This window comes from Streptomyces filamentosus, assembly GCF_014654895.1.
Lineage (GTDB): Bacteria > Actinomycetota > Actinomycetes > Streptomycetales > Streptomycetaceae > Streptomyces > Streptomyces filamentosus.
This window is the reverse complement of record NZ_BNBE01000001.1, coordinates 2999348-3016227: the sequence shown is the minus strand read 5'-3', so window position 1 is coordinate 3016227 and position 16880 is coordinate 2999348. Positions and strand designations below refer to the sequence as shown.

Sequence of the window (16880 nt, the reverse complement as noted above, 5' to 3'; positions counted from 1 at the left end):
GATCCGGAGCGCCGACGGGCCTCGGAGGCGCCCGGACGGTCAGCGGCGCCCTCGGCGGCCGTCCCCGTCCTCGTCGTCCCCTTCGTACCCGCCGAACAGCTCGTCCGCGAGCGTCGGCAGGTCGTCCAGGGGGGTCTCCTCGGCCCAGTCCGAGCGGCGGCGCGGCCTGCCCTCCTCGTCGAGCTGGGGCAGCTCGCGGGTGACGTCGTTCGCCCCCCGCGCACCGGCCTCGTCCCGGAAGAAGTCCTGCGGCACCCGGTCCACCGGGTCGGTCCGCCGCGCCCCGGGACGCTCGTCCCGCACGGCCGGCAGCACCGCCGTCTCGTCCGCAGCGGTGTCCCGGACGGGCGGCAGCACGGCGGTCTCGTCCGCCGCGCGGTCGGTCACCTGCGGCAGGACCGCGGTCTCGGCCTCGGGCCGCGGGTCCTCCGGACGGACGACCGGCGTCGGCACGGTGACCTCGTTCGGCGAGACGCCCGAGGCGCCCGCGCCCCTGCCCGTGGCCGTACCGGAACCCGTACCAGCACCCCTCCCCGTACCGGAGTCCGTTCCCGCCCCCGTGCCCGAAGAGCCGCCGGCGGATCCGCCCGCGTCCTTGTCCAGCTTCACGATCGGCGTCTGGACCGTGACCTCATTGGCGGACTCCTCCGCGGCCCTGCGCGCGGCCGCGGCCCGCTTCTCGGCCTCGGCACGCTCCTCCGCGGCCCGCTTCTCGGCGGCGGCGCGCCGGGCCGCCTCCCGCGACGCGGCCTCGGCCGCGGCCTTCTCCGCGGCGGCCTTCGCGGCCTGCTCGGCGGCCAGCTTCTCCGCCGCCGCCGCGGCCTCCTCGGCCGCCTTCGCCGCGGCCGCGGCCTCCGCGAGCCGGCGGGCCTCCTCCGCGCGGAGCAGGGCCTCCTCGGCCTTCCGCTGCTTCTCCTGGCGGAGCGCCTCGGCCTCGGCGCGGAGCCGGGCCTCCTCCTCGGCCTGCTTGCGGAGTCGTTCCTGCTCCTCGCGGCGGGCCTTCTCCTCTGCGGCGATCCGGGCCTCCTCGGCCTTCCGCCGGGCCTCCTCCGCCTGCCGCTCGGCCTCCAGACGGCGCGCTTCCTCCTCCTCGCGCCGCTTGCGCTCCTCCTCCTCGGCGCGCAGCTTGGCGAGCTGGGCCTGGCGCTCGGCCTCCAGGCGCTCCTCCTCGGCCTTGCGGGCGGCCTCCTCCTCGGCCTTGCGCCGCGCCTCCTCCTCGATCCTCCGGCGGGCCTCCTCCGCGGCCTTCACCTCGGCCTCGGAGAGCGGCAGCATCCGGTCGAGCCGGTGGCGCACGACGGTGGTGACGGCCTCGGGCTCCTGCCCGGCGTCGACGACGAGGTAGCGCGAGGGGTCGGCGGCGGCGAGGGCGAGGAATCCGGCCCGCACGCGTGCGTGGAACTCCGGGGGCTCCGACTCCAGCCGGTCCGGCGCCTCGGTGAACCGCTCCCGGGCGGTCTCCGGGGAGACGTCGAGGAGGACGGTCAGGTTCGGCACGAGGCCGCCGGTGGCCCAGCGGGAGATGCGGGCGATCTCGGTCGGCGACAGGTCGCGGCCCGCGCCCTGGTAGGCGACGGACGAGTCGATGTACCGGTCGGAGATGACGATGGCGCCCCGCTCCAGGGCGGGCCGGACCAGGGAGTCGACGTGCTCGGCGCGGTCGGCGGCGTACAGCAGCGCCTCGGCGCGGTTCGAGAGCCCGGCCGAGGAGACGTCGAGCAGGATCGAGCGGAGCCGCTTGCCGATGGGGGTGGCGCCGGGCTCGCGGGTGACGACGACCTCGTGGCCCTTGGCGCGGATCCAGTCGGCGAGCGCCTGGACCTGAGTGGACTTGCCGGCGCCGTCGCCGCCCTCCAGGGCGATGAAGAAACCGGTCGCGGACGGGGCCTGGGCCGGGTCGGCGCCGCGCAGCGCGTCGCGCAGGTCGCGGCGGAGCGGCACGCCCGCGCGGTCGTCGGTCTTCGCGAGGACGAGCGCGGCGACGGGCAGCAGCAGGGCGCCGACGAGGGCGAGGGTGAAGGCGGCGCCGCCGTGGTCGAAGACGAAGGCCCCGGAGTCGGAGACGAGCCGGTGCGGGCCGATCAGGGCGGCGAGCAGCGGGGCGGCGAGCGCGCCCACGGCGATGCCCACGCGCGCGGTGGCCTGGAGGTGGGCGGTGGTGCGCTCCCGGCCCGGCTCCTCGGTCTCCTGGTCGATCAGGACGTGACCGGTGTTGGCGGCGACGCCCGCCGCGTATCCGGCGAGGGCGGCGAGCAGCAGCACCGTCGCGGTGTCGGGCACGAGGCCGACGGCGATCAGGGCGACGCCGGTGACGGCGACGGCGAGGGCGAGCAGCCGGCGCCGGGAGAGCACCGGGAGGACGGAGCGGGCCGTGCGGATGCCGAGGGCGGTGGTCCCGGCGAGCGCGAGGACGAGCAGCGCGTAGGTGACGGGCCCGCCGCCGAGGTCGAAGGCGTGCAGCGCGGCGAGCGAGGCGGCCGCGGCGACGGCGCCGGCGACGGTGGCGCAGGCCAGGACGAGCAGCGGTACGGCTCCGGTGCGGCCCTTGTCGCCGGCGGGGCGGCGCAGCCCCTCCAGCGGCGAGCGGGGGCGCGGGGTCCGGCCGCCGGGCAGCGTCATCGGGGCGAGGACGCTGACGGAGGCGGCGAAGAGGCCGGCGGCGGCGTACGAGCCGAGGGCGGCCTGGTGGAGCGAGAACCAGTCGATGCCGGAGCCCAGCAGGTTGCCGACCAGGGTGGCGGCGAGCAGGACGGCGGCGGCGGCCGGGACGGCGAGGAAGGCGGTGCGCTGGGTGAGGGTGCGCAGGGCGCCGAGGTGGTCGGGGAGCGGCCGGACCGCGTCGCCCTCGACGGGCGCGGCGGGCAGCAGCGCGGGCGCGGCGCCGTCGCGGCAGACCGTCCAGAGGCGCTCGGCGGCACCGGTCAGGAAGACGGTGCCGAGCACGAACCACAGGGCGCTGCCGGGGACCCAGTCGATCCACAGGGGGGCGACGACGAGGAGCGCGATCCGCAGCCCGTCGGCGCCGATCATGGTCCACCGCCGGTCGAGGGCGGCGCCGGGCGCGGTGAGGACGGTGAGCGGGCCGAGCAGGACGGCGCCGAAGAGGACGGTGGCGAGCAGCCGGGCGCCGACGACGGCGGCCACGGTGAAGGCGAGGCCGCGGGAGCCGCCGCCGAAGGCGTCCGTGCCCGTCGCGGCCTGGAGGCCGAGGAGGACGAGGACGAGGAGGGCGAGGGCGTCGCCGACGCCGCCGACGACCTGTGCGCTCCACAGCCGGCGCAGCGGCTGGTGGCGTACGAGGGCCTTCACGGCGCGCTCCCGGGAATCCGCGACGAGGGCCGCGTCGAAGACGGGGGCGGCGCCGGGGGCGGGTGCGGCTTGGGAGTCGCCCAGAAGCTCTGGCTGCTCTGCTCGCGTCATCCGTCCACCCTATCCGGACGGCCCTGCCCACCGGGTCCACAGCCGAACAAACGTGGGAAGGGCAGGAGCGTCCGCCCCTGCCCTTCCCCGCTGCCCCGTGCGGCCGGGACTACTCCGGCTTCGCCGACGCGGCCTTCTTGGCAGCGGTGGCGGCGGTGGTCTTCCTGGCCGCCGTCGTGGTCTTCTTGGCGGCCGTCTTCTTGGCCGCGGTGGTCTTCGCGGCCGTCTTCTTCGCCGCCGTCTTCTTGGCCGCGGTCTTCTTCGCCGGGGCCTTCTTGGCGGTCTTCTTCGCCGGGGCCTTGGCGCGCTTCTCGGCCAGCAGCTCGTAGCCGCGCTCGGGCGTGATCGTCTCGACGCTGTCGCCGGTGCGCAGGGTCGCGTTGGTCTCGCCGTCCGTCACGTACGGGCCGAAGCGGCCGTCCTTGACGACCACGGGCTTCTCGCTGACGGGGTCGGTGCCGAGCTCCTTCAGCGGCGGCTTGGCGGCGGCCCGGCCCCGCTGCTTGGGCTGGGCGTAGATCGCGAGGGCCTCCTCCAGCGTGATGCTGAAGAGCTGGTCCTCGCTGGTCAGGGACCGGGAGTCGGTGCCCTTCTTGAGGTACGGGCCGTAGCGGCCGTTCTGCGCGGTGATCTCGACGCCCTCGGCGTCGGTGCCGACCACGCGCGGCAGCGACATGAGCTGGAGGGCCTCCTCCAGGGTGACGGTGTCCAGGGACATCGTCTTGAAGAGGGAGGCGGTGCGCGGCTTGACCGCGTTCTTGCCGGTCTTCGGGGTGTCCTCGGGGAGGATCTCGGTGACGTACGGGCCGTACCGGCCGGCCTTGGCGACGATCTGGTGGCCGCTGACCGGGTCGGTGCCCAGCTCGAAGTCGCCGCTCGGCTTGGCGAGCAGCTCCTCGGCGTACTCCACGGTGAGCTCGTCGGGCGCGAGGTCCTCGGGGACGTCGGCCTTCTGGTAGCCCTCCTGCTCCCGCTCGCCGCGCTCGACGTAGGCGCCGTAGCGGCCGACGCGGAGCACGATGCCGTCGCCGACGGGGAAGGAGGAGATCTCGCGGGCGTCGATGGCGCCGAGGTCGGTGACGAGTTCCTTGAGGCCGCCGAGGTGGTCGCCGTCGCCGTTCCCGGCGTCGGCGGCGCCGCCGGTCGCGGCCCCCTCGCCCTCGCCGAAGTAGAAGCGCCTCAGCCACGGCACGGACTGGGCCTCGCCGCGGGCGATGCGGTCGAGGTCGTCCTCCATCCTGGCGGTGAAGTCGTAGTCGACGAGCCGGCCGAAGTGCTTCTCCAGCAGGTTGACCACGGCGAAGGAGAGGAAGGACGGCACGAGGGCCGTGCCCTTCTTGAAGACGTAGCCGCGGTCGAGGATGGTGCCGATGATCGAGGCGTACGTCGACGGGCGGCCGATCTCGCGCTCTTCCAGCTCCTTGACCAGGGTGGCCTCGGTGTAGCGGGCGGGCGGCTTGGTGGCGTGGCCGTCGGCGGTGATCTCCTCGGCGGCGAGCGCGTCGCCCTCGGCGACCTGCGGCAGGCGCCGCTCGCGGTCGTCGAGCTCCGCGTTCGGGTCGTCGGCGCCCTCGACGTACGCCTTCATGAAGCCGTGGAAGGTGATGGTCTTGCCGGAGGCCGAGAACTCGGCGTCGCGGCCGTCGGCGGAGGTGCCGCCGATCTTGACGGTGACCGAGTTGCCGGTGGCGTCCTTCATCTGGGAGGCGACGGTCCGCTTCCAGATGAGCTCGTACAGCTTGAACTGGTCGCCGGTCAGACCGGTCTCCGCCGGGGTGCGGAAACGATCACCCGAAGGCCGGATCGCCTCGTGCGCCTCCTGGGCGTTCTTGACCTTGCCCGCGTAGACGCGCGGCTTCTCCGGCAGGTAGTCGGCGCCGTACAGCTGCGTCACCTGGGCGCGCGCGGCGGCCACGGCGGTGTCGGAGAGCACGGTGGAGTCCGTACGCATGTAGGTGATGAAGCCGTTCTCGTACAGCTTCTGCGCCACCTGCATGGTCGCCTTCGCGCCGAAGCCGAGCTTGCGGCTGGCCTCCTGCTGGAGGGTGGTGGTGCGGAAGGGGGCGTACGGGGAGCGGCGGTACGGCTTCGACTCGACCGAGCGGACGGCGAAGCGGGTGTCGGCGAGGGAGGCCGCGAGCGCGCGGGCGTTCGCCTCGTCGAGGTGGAGCACGGCCTCGCTCTTCAGCCGGCCGTCGGCGCCGAAGTCGCGGCCCTGCGCGACGCGCTTGCCGTCGACCGCGGCGAGGCGGGCGGTGAGGGAGGAGGGGTCGCTCGGGTCGCCGGCGCGGCCGGTGGAGAAGGTGCCGGTGAGGTCCCAGTACTCGGCGGAGCGGAAGGCGATGCGCTCGCGCTCGCGCTCGACGACGAGCCGGGTGGCGACGGACTGCACGCGGCCGGCGGAGAGGCCGCGCATGACCTTCTTCCACAGGACCGGCGAGACCTCGTAGCCGTAGAGGCGGTCGAGGATGCGGCGGGTCTCCTGGGCGTCGACCATCCGCTTGTTCAGCTCGCGCGGGTTGGCGACGGCGGCCTGGATGGCGTCCTTGGTGATCTCGTGGAAGACCATCCGGTGGACGGGGACCTTGGGCTTGAGGACTTCCTGGAGGTGCCACGCGATGGCCTCGCCCTCGCGGTCCTCATCGGTGGCGAGGAAGAGCTCGTCGGACTCGGCCAGCAGGTCCTTGAGCTTCTTGACCTGCGCCCGCTTGTCCGCGTTGACGACGTAGATGGGCTGGAAGTCGTGCTCGACGTCGACGCCGAGGCGGCGCACCTCGCCGGTGTACTTCTCCGGCACCTCGGCGGCGCCGCTGGGGAGGTCACGGATGTGCCCGACGCTCGCCTCGACGACGTAGCCGGGGCCGAGGTAGCCCTTGATCGTCTTCGCCTTGGCAGGCGACTCGACGATGACGAGTCGGCGGCCGCCGTGTGCGGTCTCGCTGGTCGGGGACAACTTCGCTCTTCTCTCCGGTCGACACTCTCCAGGCCCGTACGGGCCCGTGCGGGCCAGGGCCTGGCCTGTACGGCGCTGGCAGCGCCACCTCAGCGCCGGTACGACGCTGGGCGCGCACGACAGCGCCACGGACGGTGACGCTCCCGTCGCTGCGGAGTGTGACGGTACAACCCGCCCCCGTGTCAAACGGCGAAAGCCCGCAACGGCCACTCGAACGGTAACCCGACTCCTGCCCTTCCTGCCGCCCGGACTGCCGGACCGGCGGGGCGGCCGGGTGTGGAGCGCGTCTCAGCGCGGCGCGCGGGCGGCGGCTCAGAGGCGGCCGAAGCACCAGACGCCGAGGGCGAGCGAGAGCGCCCCGGCGAGGCCCGCGAGGACGGCGGCGGCGCGGGGGGCGGCGCCGAGCGCGACGGGCTCGCCCTGCCGGACGCGGACCGTGGTCCACAGCAGCAGCGCGCCCCCGAACAGCGCGAACGCCGTCCCCGCGAAGATCGCCGGCCCGCTCTCCATGCCCGTACCCGCTTCCCGTGTCCGCGCCGTGTCCGCGCGGTGTGTCTCCCCCGGAGGCGTCCCGGAAGGGAGCCGGGGCGTCCTGGAAGGGAGGCTGACACCTCACGGCGTCAAGGACGCGAATTCCGGGTGAACGACGCGGGCCGGGGCGCGCGGTTTCACGAAGATGGCCGGTACCGCCCCACTACTCCGTCCCCCTCCTCACTCCTCCCCCTCCGCCGGAAGCAGGGACTCCGGGACGAGGAAGCCCTCCTCGACGAGGAGCCGGATCGACTGCGGGGTGCGGTCCCGCAGCAGCACCGGGTCCTCGCCCATCAGCTGGGCGATCGCGTCGAGGATCCGGCCGGCGCTGAGCGTGCCGTCGCAGACGCCCGCGAAGCCGGCGCCCACGTGGTCGACCCGGGTGGCGCGGCGCATGCCCCGGTTCTGCCGCAGGACGACGTGCTCGGGGTCCTCGGCACCGGGCAGCCCGACCTGCTCCTGGACCACCTCGGGGGCGAGGGTGAAGCTGTCCTCCAGGAGGGCGGCGTCGTCGTGGGTGCGCAGGTAGTCCTGGCGCTCGAAGTGGGCGCGGACGTACGGGCCGAGCGGCTGCTCCACGGGGTGCGGCCACTCCTCGACGACGATCGACGGCTCGGCCGTCCCGGCGGCCACCGTGGGGTCGCGCCGCAGGGTGATCCAGCCGAAGCCGATCGCCCGGGTGCCGCTCTCCTCGAAGGAGTCCAGCCAGCGGTCGTACGCCGCGCGGTACGCCTCGGGGTCGCCGCGGTGGTCGCCGCTGTCGCGCAGCCACAACTCGGCGTACTGGGTGACGTCCTGCACCTCGCGCTGGACGATCCAGGCGTCGCAGCCCCGCGGCACCCAGGAGCGCAGCCGGTCCTGCCAGTCCTCGCCCTCGACGTGCTGCCAGTTGGCGAGGAACTGGGCGTACCCGCCGTCGTTCAGCCGCTCGCCGGCCTGCCGGACGAGGGTGCGGCACAGGTCGTCGCCGCTCATCCCGCCGTCCCGGTAGGTGAGGCCGGCGCCGGGGGAGATCACGAACGGCGGGTTCGACACGATCAGGTCGTACGTGTCGCCGTCGACCGGGTCGTACAGCGAGCCCTCCAGCAGCTCGGCCTCCCGGGCCCCGGAGAGGGCGAGCGTCAGCCGGGTGAAGTCCAGCGCCCGCGGGTTGAGGTCGGTGGCGGTGACCAGGGTGGCGTGCCGGGCCGCGTGCAGGGCCTGGATGCCGGAGCCGGTGCCGAGGTCGAGCGCGGCGGCGACCGGGGTGCGGACCGTGATCCCGGCGAGGGTGGTGGAGGCGCCGCCGACGCCGAGGACGACCCCCTCGTCCTTCCTCCCGATGCCGCCGGCCCCGCCGACCGCGCAGCCCAGGTCGGAGACGATGAACCAGTCCTCGCCGTCCGGACCGCCGTACGGCCGCACGTCGACCGTCGCCCGTACGGCGTCGTCCTCCCGGACCGCCCAGCCGTCGGCCAGCGCCTCGTCCAGCGGGAGGGCGGCGGCGGCCCGGGCGGGCTCGACGGCCTCCTGGAGCAGGAAGAGCCGGACGAGGGTCTCCAGCGGGGAGTCGCCGCGGGTGGCGCGCAGGGCGGGCACGGTCTCGCTGCGGGCGAGCGCCGCGTAGGCGGGGGCGCCGAGCAGGTCGAGCAGGCCGTCGGCGGTGAAGTCCGCGGCGAGCAGGGCCTCGCGCAGGAGGGCGGCGTGCGCGGGCACCGGAAGGCTGGTGGTCAGGCTGGTCGTACTCACGCACTCCATTGTGACGGCCGCCGCCGACAACCGGCCCACCGACAGTCCGAGGGCCCGGGCCCGGCGCGAAGGGGCTCGGCACACACACGTCGCGCGTACCGAGCTTCTTCGCGCCGGGCCCGGGTCAGGCCAGAGCCACGACTCCGGATCGGGCCGGGGTGGTGGCCCCGGGGCGGGTCGGGGTCACGACTCCGACGAGGCGGACGCCTTGGCCTTCGGCGAGGCGGAGGTGGTGGGCGTGGCGCCCGCCTTCGGGGACGCGGATCCGGACGGCGTCTTCGGCATCGCCGGCGTCGGCTTCTGGCAGCCCGGCTGCTTGGCCATGGCCTGGCCCAGCTCGCCGTTCTCCAGGTTGGCCAGCGCGTTCTGGTCCATCTTCTCGATCTTGGTGAGGCCGTCCGCGACGGTCTTCAGACCCTCGGCGAACTTCTGCTGGTTCGTCGGGTCGAGCGCGTCGACCTGCTTCTTCAGCCCGTCGTAGGCGACGGCGGTCGCGTTGAGCTCGGCGATGACGTCCTTCTGGACCTTCTCGCCGTTCTCGATCGGCGGGACGCCCGCCGTCTCGACGGCCTTGGCCAGCGCCCGGTCGGCGTCCGCGATGTCCTTGAACGCCTTGGAGTCGGCGGCCTGGATCTCCGCCGGACGGCTGTCCGCCGCGGTCGAGATGATGATCTGGTGGGCGTCGGCCCGCTTCTGGATCTGCGGCTTCGCCTGGTCGCAGAACGACTTGGCCCAGTCGTTGACCTTGTCGCCCTCGTCCTCGCTGCAACCGGACAGCACGAGCATCAGTACCGCACTGCCGGACAGCGCCGCCGCAAGCTTCTTGTTCACCGGATCGGTCCCTTCCAAGACTCCCGGCCCCGGAACATACACGCCGCGCGGACGACTTCCACCTTTCGTACGATGGATTCCTCCCGTGTTGAATCCGTTTGACCCAAGCGGTGACCGGCCTGCGGACGGTTCGCGCACCCCGGAAATGAGACGGACGACACGTCAGGAGACGGCCACCCTGCGCCGCTTGGAGACGTACACCGCGACGACCACCACGAGCAGCGCCAGGGCCGCGATCCCGGCCCGCGCCCACGCGTCGGCGTCCGCTCCGTAGCCGAAGCGGACCACCGTCGGGGCGATCAGCAGCGCCACCAGGTTCATCACCTTCAGCAGCGGGTTGATCGCCGGCCCCGCCGTGTCCTTGAACGGGTCGCCGACCGTGTCGCCGATCACCGTCGCCTCGTGCGCCGCACTGCCCTTGCCGCCGTGCGCGCCGTCCTCGACCAGCTTCTTCGCGTTGTCCCAGGCGCCACCGGAGTTCGCCAGGAAGACCGCCATCAGCGCACCGGTGCCGATCGCCCCGGCGAGGTACGCCCCCAGCGGCCCGACCCCCAGCGCGAAGCCGACCGCGACGGGCGCGGTGACGGCGAGCAGCCCGGGCGTGGCGAGCTCGCGCAGCGCGTCCCTGGTGCAGATGTCCACGACCCGCCCGTACTCGGGGGTCTCGCTGCCGTCCATGATCCCGGGGTGTTCGCGGAACTGCCGCCGCACCTCGTACACCACCGAACCGGCCGACCGGGACACCGCGTTGACGGCCAGTCCGGAGAAGAGGAAGACGACGGCCGCGCCGAGGATCAGCCCGACGAGGTTGTTGGGCTGGGAGATGTCCATGGAGAGGCTGAGCTCGCCGGTCCTCGCGCCGACCTCGGCGACCGCGCCGGCGATGGCGTCGCGGTAGGAGCCGAAGAGCGCGGCGGCGGCGAGGACGGCGGTCGCGATCGCGATGCCCTTGGTGATCGCCTTGGTGGTGTTGCCCACGGCGTCCAGCTCGGTGAGGACCTGCGCCCCGGCGCCCCTGACCTCCCCGGACATCTCGGCGATGCCCTGCGCGTTGTCGGCGACCGGGCCGAAGGTGTCCATGGCGACGATCACGCCGACCGTGGTGAGCAGCCCGGTCCCGGCGAGCGCGACCGCGAACAGCGCCAGCATCACGGAGGCGCCGCCGAGCAGGAACGCCCCGTAGACGGCGAGGGCGATGAGCAGCGCGGCGTACACGGCGGACTCCAGGCCGATGGCGACGCCCGCGAGGACGACGGTGGCGGGTCCGGTGAGCGCGGAACGACCGATGTCCTGGACGGGCCGGCGGTCGGTCTCGGTGAAGTAGCCGGTGAGCCGCTGGATGAGCGCGGCGAGCACGATCCCGAGGGCGACCGCGACCAGCGCGAGGACCCGGGGGTCGCCGTCGTGCGCGGTCAGCCCCGGCTCGGTGACCCCGGCCAGCCCGGCGTACGACGAGGGCAGGTAGACGAAGGCGGCGACGGCGACCAGGACGAGGGAGACGGCCGCGGAGACGAAGAAGCCGCGGTCGACGGCGCGCATCCCGCCCCGGTCGGAGCGCCGGGGCGCGACGGCGAGGATGCCGACGACGGCGGTGAGGACCCCGATCGCGGGCACGATCAGCGGGAAGACCAGGCCGTGGTCGCCGAAGGCGGCCTTGCCGAGGATGAGGGCGGCGACCAGGGTGACGGCGTACGACTCGAAGAGGTCGGCGGCCATGCCCGCGCAGTCGCCGACGTTGTCGCCCACGTTGTCGGCGATGGTGGCGGCGTTGCGCGGGTCGTCCTCGGGGATGCCCTGCTCGACCTTGCCGACGAGGTCGGCGCCGACGTCGGCGGCCTTGGTGAAGATGCCGCCGCCGACCCTCATGAACATGGCGATGAGGGCGGCGCCGAGGCCGAAGCCCTCCAGGACCTTGGGCGCGTCGGCGGCGTAGACGAGGACGACGCAGGCGGCGCCGAGCAGTCCGAGGCCGACCGTGGACATGCCGACGACGCCGCCGGTGCGGAAGGCGATCCGCATAGCCCGGCGGGCGGCCTCCGCGGGCTCCAGGCCCGGCTCGCCGGGGGCCGGGGCCGCCTCCCGGGCGGCGGCGGCGACCCGGACGTTGGCCCGGACCGCGAGCCGCATGCCGACGTAGCCGGTGACCGCCGAGAACAACGCCCCGACCAGGAAGAACAGCGAGCGTCCGGCCCGCTGCGACCAGGAGTCGGCGGGCAGCGCCAGGAGCAGCAGGAAGACGACGACGGCGAACGGGCCGATGGTGCGCAGCTGGCGGGCGAGGTAGGCGTTGGCGCCCTCCTGCACCGCCGCGGCGATCCTCCGCATCGTCGGGGTGCCCTCGGCCGCCCTGAGCACCTGGCGGCCGAAGAGCCGGGCGGTGACCAGGGCGGCGAGGGCGACACCGGCGACGACGAAGACGATCGTCCGGTTCCCGCTGGTGAGCACCGCCGCGGCGAGGGCGGCGGGGGCCTCCTGGGCCAGTTCCGTTTCCGGGTGCATAGAAGCGGATCATAGGGATGCGAAACGGGGCGAAACGCCTCCCTGAGACGCCGCTCCGGAGGAATCCATCGATTGCCCCTCCCGGGGACCGGTGGCACGGAGAGGGACCGACTGGGGGGAGCGGCCGGGCTACGGGGGCTGCGATGAGGTACTGCCGGGGGCGGGCACACGGAAAGAGGCCCCGCCACGGGGGCGGGGCCTCTTTCCGTACGTTCCGGGGCGCGGGATCAGGACAGGATGTCCGCGTCCGCCTCCACGGATGCGATGGGCCAGCTCATCCGGATGGTGCCGCCGTCCTCGCCGACGGTCACCTCGACGTCGTCGACGAGCCCGCGGATCACCGCGAGGCCCATCTCGTCCTCGCCGTCGACGTCGTCGGGATCCCCGGCCGGTGCCTCGGCGCGCGCGCCGGGAACCCCGCCGCCGACCTCCGCGCCCGCACCGGGCACCTCGTCGCCGACCTCGATGGAGAACGTCTTCTCCCCCTCGGTCAGCACGACCCGGATGGGCGTGACGACGCCGTTGCCGCGGTGCAGCCCGACCGCGCGGGAACACGCCTCGCCGACGGCGAGGCGCACCTCGTCGAGAACCGCCTCGTCCACCCCGGCCCGGCGGGCGACCGCGGCCGCCACCAGGCGGGCCGTGCGGACGTGCTCGGGCTGGGCGCTGAAGCGGAGTTCAACGGTGGCCATGGGATCCCCCGGTCAGTCGACCGCGTTGACGGCCTCGTCGACCGACGTGTGGATCGGGAAGACCTTGGTGAGGCCCGTGATCCGGAAGATCTTCAGAATGCGCTCCTGGTTGCAGACCAGGCGCAGCGAACCCTCGTGCGCACGGACGCGCTTGAGGCCACCCACGAGCACACCGAGGCCGGTGGAGTCGAGGAAGTCCACGCCCTCCATGTCGACGACCAGGTGGTAACTGCCGTCGTTCACCAACTCGACCAACTGCTCGCGCAGCTTGGGCGCGGTATAAACATCAATCTCGCCACCGACCTCGACGACCGTACGGTCGCCGCCAGCTCCGGGCACAGTGCGAGTCGACAGGGACAGGTCCACGGATCCTCCAGCACCTTGCTATCGGGCGTTCGCCCCCTCGGATCTCCCGGACGGAGTCGGAGAACGAATCGCCAGCCGCGATGGCATTCAATCACTTACCAGCAGCCATGCACGACGCCTTGGAAGCATTGTCCGTCACGCCGGTGACACACTCGGTGCCGATGGCCAAGAATCAACGCACCGCTCGACCCGCCGGAGACAGGGGAAGCCGCCCCTCTCCGCGGCAGGTCCTCGAACGGCTCTCCTCGGGCGAGAGCCGGGCCGCGCGCATCACTCATATGGAGCACATGCCCGCCCGGGAGGGCCGTCATGCCGTCTGGCCGGACCGCATCCGTCCCGAGGTGATCGCCGCCGTCCAGGCCGCCGGGATCGAGCACCCCTGGGCGCATCAGGCCGAGGCCGCCGAGCACGCCCTCGACGGCGAGTCCGTGGTGATCGCCACAGGCACCGCCTCGGGCAAGTCGCTCGCCTACCTCGCCCCCGTCCTCTCCACCCTGCTCGACGGCGCGGAGGCCGCGAACGGCCGCGGGACGACCGCCCTCTACCTCTCCCCCACCAAGGCCCTCGCCGCCGACCAGCGGCGCGCCGTGCGGGAGCTCGCCGCCCCGCTCGGCAACCGGATCCGGCCCGCCGTCCACGACGGCGACACCCCGATCGAGGAACGGGAGTGGATCCGGCAGTACGCGAACTACGTGCTCACCAACCCCGACATGCTGCACCGGAGCATCCTCCCCTCCCACGCCCGGTGGTCCTCCTTCCTGCGCTCGCTGCGCTACGTCGTCATCGACGAGTGCCACACCTACCGGGGCGTCTTCGGCTCCCACGTCGCCCAGGTACTGCGCCGGCTGCGCCGGGTCTGCGCCCGGTACGGCTCCGATCCCGTCTTCCTCCTCGCCTCCGCCACCTCCGCCGACCCGGCCCGCGCCGCCGGCCGGCTCACCGGCCTGCCCGTCACCGAGGTCTCCGACGACGCCTCCCCGCGCGGCGAACTGGTCTTCGCCCTGTGGGAGCCGCCCCTCACCGAACTCCACGGCGAGCGCGGCGCCCCGGTCCGCCGCACCGCCACCGCCGAGACCGCCGACCTGCTCACCGGCCTCACCCGGCAGGGCGTCCGCACGGTCGCCTTCGTCCGCTCCCGGCGCGGCGCCGAACTGATCTCGGTGATCGCCCAGGAACGGCTCGCCGAGACCGACCGGGACCTCGCCCGGCGGGTCGCCGCCTACCGGGGCGGCTACCTGCCCGAGGAGCGGCGCGCCCTGGAGCGGGCCCTGCACTCCGGGGAACTCCTCGGCCTCGCCGCCACCACCGCCTTGGAACTGGGCGTGGACGTCTCCGGCCTCGACGCCGTCCTCATCGCCGGCTACCCCGGCACCCGGGCCTCGCTGTGGCAGCAGGCCGGCCGGGCGGGCCGCTCCGGCGAGGGCGCCCTCGCCGTCCTGGTCGCCCGCGACGACCCGCTGGACACCTTCCTCGTCCACCACCCCGAGGCGATCTTCGACCAGCCGGTCGAGTCGACCGTCCTGGACCCCGACAACCCCTACGTCCTCGCCCCCCATCTGTGCGCCGCGGCCGCCGAGCTCCCGCTCACCGAGCCCGACCTCGCGCTCTTCGGCCCGGCCGCGCCCGGCCTCATGCCCCAGCTGGAGGCGGCCGGCCTGCTGCGCCGCCGCACCGGCGGCTGGTACTGGACCCGGCGCGAGCGGGCCGCCGACCTCGCCGACATCCGGGGCGGCGGCGGCAGCCCCGTCCGGATCGTGGAGGAGGGCACCGGCCGGCTCCTGGGCACGGTCGACGAGGCCGCCTCCCACACCTCCGTCCACGAAGGCGCCGTCCACCTCCACCAGGGCCGCACCTACCTGGTGCGGAAACTGGACCTGGAGGACTCCGTCGCCCTCGTCGAGGAGGCCGTGCCGCCCTACTCGACCACCGCCCGCGACACCACCTCCATCGCCGTCCTGGAGACCGACACCGAGATCCCGTGGGGCTCCGGCCGCCTCTGCTACGGCTCCGTCGAGGTCACCAACCAGGTCGTCTCCTTCCTGCGCCGCCGACTGATCACGGGCGAGGTGCTGGGCGAGACCAAGCTCGACCTGCCGCCCCGCACCCTGCGCACCCGGGCCGTCTGGTGGACGGTCACCGAGGACCAGCTCGACGCCGCCCGGATCACGCCGGAGATCCTCGGCGGCGCCCTGCACGCCGCCGAGCACGCCTCCATCGGCATGCTGCCGCTCTTCGCGACCTGCGACCGCTGGGACATCGGCGGCGTCTCCGTCCCGCTCCACCCGGACACCCTGCTGCCGACCGTCTTCGTGTACGACGGCCACCCGGGCGGCGCGGGGTTCGCCGAGCGCGCCTTCCACACCGCCCGCGCCTGGCTCACCGCCACCCGGGAGGCGATCGCCTCCTGCGAGTGCGAGGCGGGCTGCCCCTCCTGCATCCAGTCCCCCAAGTGCGGCAACGGCAACGACCCCCTCCACAAGCGCGGAGCCGTCCGCCTCCTCACGGAACTCCTCCGGGAGGCCCCCCACCCGAACGAGCGGGAAGAGCGGGAGGGGCAGGAGGGGCAGGAGGGGCAGGAAGAGCGGGAGGGGCAGGAAGAGGCAGGGTGAGGGGGCCCCGGCCGGGGCCCGCGCGGGACCTGACCGCCGGGGCGAACACCCCTCGGACCACCCGTGCCGTCACCTCGGCCTCCGCGCCGGTCACCCGGCACAGGGCCAGCTCGGCGCCCTGGGCCGCGGCCACCCGCGAGGCCGCCGCACACGCCTCCGCCTCGCCCCACAGAGCCCGGTCGGCGGCGGCGAGGGCCGCGAGGTCGGCCGCGCCGCCCGCCCGGTGCCGGGCGGCCACCGCCTGCCCGAGCGCCAGCACGCACCCGAAGACCACACACAGCGCGCAGGCCGCCACCGCCGTCCACACGGTCGCCGCGCCCCGGTCACCCCGCCCCCGCCTCACGACGCTCCACCTCCTTCCCCGACCTACCGACGCTCCCGGCGCCCCCGATCCCGGCGATCTCTGCGATCCCGGCGATCCCGGCAGCAGATCCGTCCGCGATCCTGTTCGCGGCCCCGGCTTCGGTGCCGGCCCCGGGGCCGGGGCCGACCGCGATCGCGCCCACGCCCCCGACGCCGGTTCCGACCCCAGTTCCGCTCCCGACCCCGACCGCGGCCCCGACCGTGTCCTCGGCGAGCGCCGCCGCCCCGGCCCGCAGGGTCACGCCCAGGTCGGCGGGGCCCGGGGCCGCGGCCTCCACGGTCACCCGCCACAGCTCGCCCTGCCGGGTCACCGTCACCCGGGCGCCCTCGGGCGCGGCGGCCCGGGCGACGGCGGTCACGGCGCCCGGGGACTCCGCCCGGGCGGCGGCCCGCGCCCCGGCCCTGGCCGCGTCCACGCACCTGATCTGCGCGGCGGACGCGGCCAGCGCCCACAGCAGCGCCATCGCGAAGAGCGCGAGCACCGGCAGCACGACCGCCGCCTCCACGGTCACCGAGCCCCGGTCGGAGCCCGGACCCCGCGCCCGCTCAGAACGGCGCATCGAGGGCCTTCCCGACCAGTGCCTCCAGGGCTCCCGAGACGGGCCCGCTCGTCATGACCTTGTAGAACAGGGCGGCGACGCCGGCCGCCGTGAGCAGCCCCATCGCGTACTCGACGGTGCTCATCCCCCGGTCGGTCCGCAGCCCGCTCCTCCGGGTCGCCCAGAACTCGCCCAGCGCCTTCCGCGCCCGTGCGTACGTCTTTCCCGTCTTCTTTCCCATCTTCCTTTTCCCTTCGCTCAGTCGTCCGTTTTCGTGTGCGTGTCCGCGTCCGTGTGTCCGCGGTCGTGTGTCCGCGGTCGTGTGTCCGCGTGCGTGCTCACGCCCGTG

At 74.3% G+C, this 16880-nt stretch carries 12 protein-coding genes; 1 reads left to right on the top strand and 11 read right to left on the bottom strand.

Annotated elements, in window-relative coordinates:
• Positions 1 to 39: 39 nt before the first annotated feature.
• From tmk to IE326_RS13650, 8 genes are all read right to left on the bottom strand, one after another.
• Positions 40 to 3420 (bottom strand): dTMP kinase, encoded by a 3381-nt coding sequence (gene tmk / locus IE326_RS13685; RefSeq protein ID WP_190041634.1) that lies wholly within the window; start codon positions 3418 to 3420, stop codon positions 40 to 42.
• Between the two features lie 109 nt (positions 3421 to 3529).
• The gene (topA, locus tag IE326_RS13680) at positions 3530 to 6373 is read right to left on the bottom strand and encodes a type I DNA topoisomerase (RefSeq protein WP_190041633.1); all 2844 of its coding nucleotides are present in this window, start codon (positions 6371 to 6373) and stop codon (positions 3530 to 3532) included.
• Positions 6374 to 6685: 312 nt separating this feature from the next.
• Positions 6686 to 6883, bottom strand: a complete 198-nt coding sequence (locus IE326_RS13675) for a hypothetical protein (protein WP_150229145.1) — start codon at positions 6881 to 6883, stop codon at positions 6686 to 6688.
• Positions 6884 to 7084: 201 nt separating this feature from the next.
• A complete protein-coding gene (locus IE326_RS13670; RefSeq protein WP_190041632.1) occupies positions 7085 to 8632 on the bottom strand; it encodes a DUF7059 domain-containing protein in 1548 nt (515 codons plus the stop codon).
• 183 nt (positions 8633 to 8815) lie between these two features.
• Positions 8816 to 9463, bottom strand: a complete 648-nt coding sequence (locus tag IE326_RS13665; protein ID WP_190041631.1) for a small secreted protein — start codon at positions 9461 to 9463, stop codon at positions 8816 to 8818.
• Between the two features lie 162 nt (positions 9464 to 9625).
• Positions 9626 to 11962: a sodium-translocating pyrophosphatase gene (locus IE326_RS13660; RefSeq protein ID WP_190041630.1), complete on the bottom strand. Its 2337-nt coding sequence runs from the start codon at positions 11960 to 11962 to the stop codon at positions 9626 to 9628.
• 227 nt (positions 11963 to 12189) lie between these two features.
• Positions 12190 to 12654 (bottom strand): ATP-binding protein, encoded by a 465-nt coding sequence (locus tag IE326_RS13655; RefSeq protein ID WP_190041629.1) that lies wholly within the window; start codon positions 12652 to 12654, stop codon positions 12190 to 12192.
• A gap of 12 nt (positions 12655 to 12666) precedes the next feature.
• Complete coding sequence (locus IE326_RS13650) at positions 12667 to 13020, bottom strand: STAS domain-containing protein (RefSeq protein ID WP_030749286.1); 354 nt, start codon at positions 13018 to 13020, stop codon at positions 12667 to 12669.
• An 80-nt stretch (positions 13021 to 13100) separates the two neighbouring features.
• Here IE326_RS13650 and sftH point away from each other — a divergent pair, with 80 nt between their 5' ends.
• Positions 13101 to 15629 (top strand): DEAD/DEAH box helicase, encoded by a 2529-nt coding sequence (gene sftH, locus IE326_RS13645; protein WP_229915325.1) that lies wholly within the window; start codon positions 13101 to 13103, stop codon positions 15627 to 15629.
• Here sftH and IE326_RS13640 read toward each other — a convergent pair.
• The 3 genes from IE326_RS13640 to IE326_RS13630 are packed head-to-tail and all read right to left on the bottom strand — an operon-like array spanning position 15520 to position 16772.
• Positions 15520 to 15903, bottom strand: coding sequence for an Rv3654c family TadE-like protein (locus tag IE326_RS13640; RefSeq protein WP_373310231.1), 384 nt, complete (start codon positions 15901 to 15903; stop codon positions 15520 to 15522). The genes sftH and IE326_RS13640 overlap by 110 nt on opposite strands.
• Positions 15904 to 15952: 49 nt before the next feature.
• Positions 15953 to 16552, bottom strand: coding sequence for a TadE family type IV pilus minor pilin (locus IE326_RS41860; RefSeq protein WP_190041627.1), 600 nt, complete (start codon positions 16550 to 16552; stop codon positions 15953 to 15955).
• A complete protein-coding gene (locus tag IE326_RS13630; RefSeq protein WP_150229157.1) occupies positions 16539 to 16772 on the bottom strand; it encodes a DUF4244 domain-containing protein in 234 nt (77 codons plus the stop codon). The genes IE326_RS41860 and IE326_RS13630 overlap by 14 nt, the downstream gene beginning before the upstream one ends.
• Positions 16773 to 16880 lie beyond the last annotated feature (108 nt).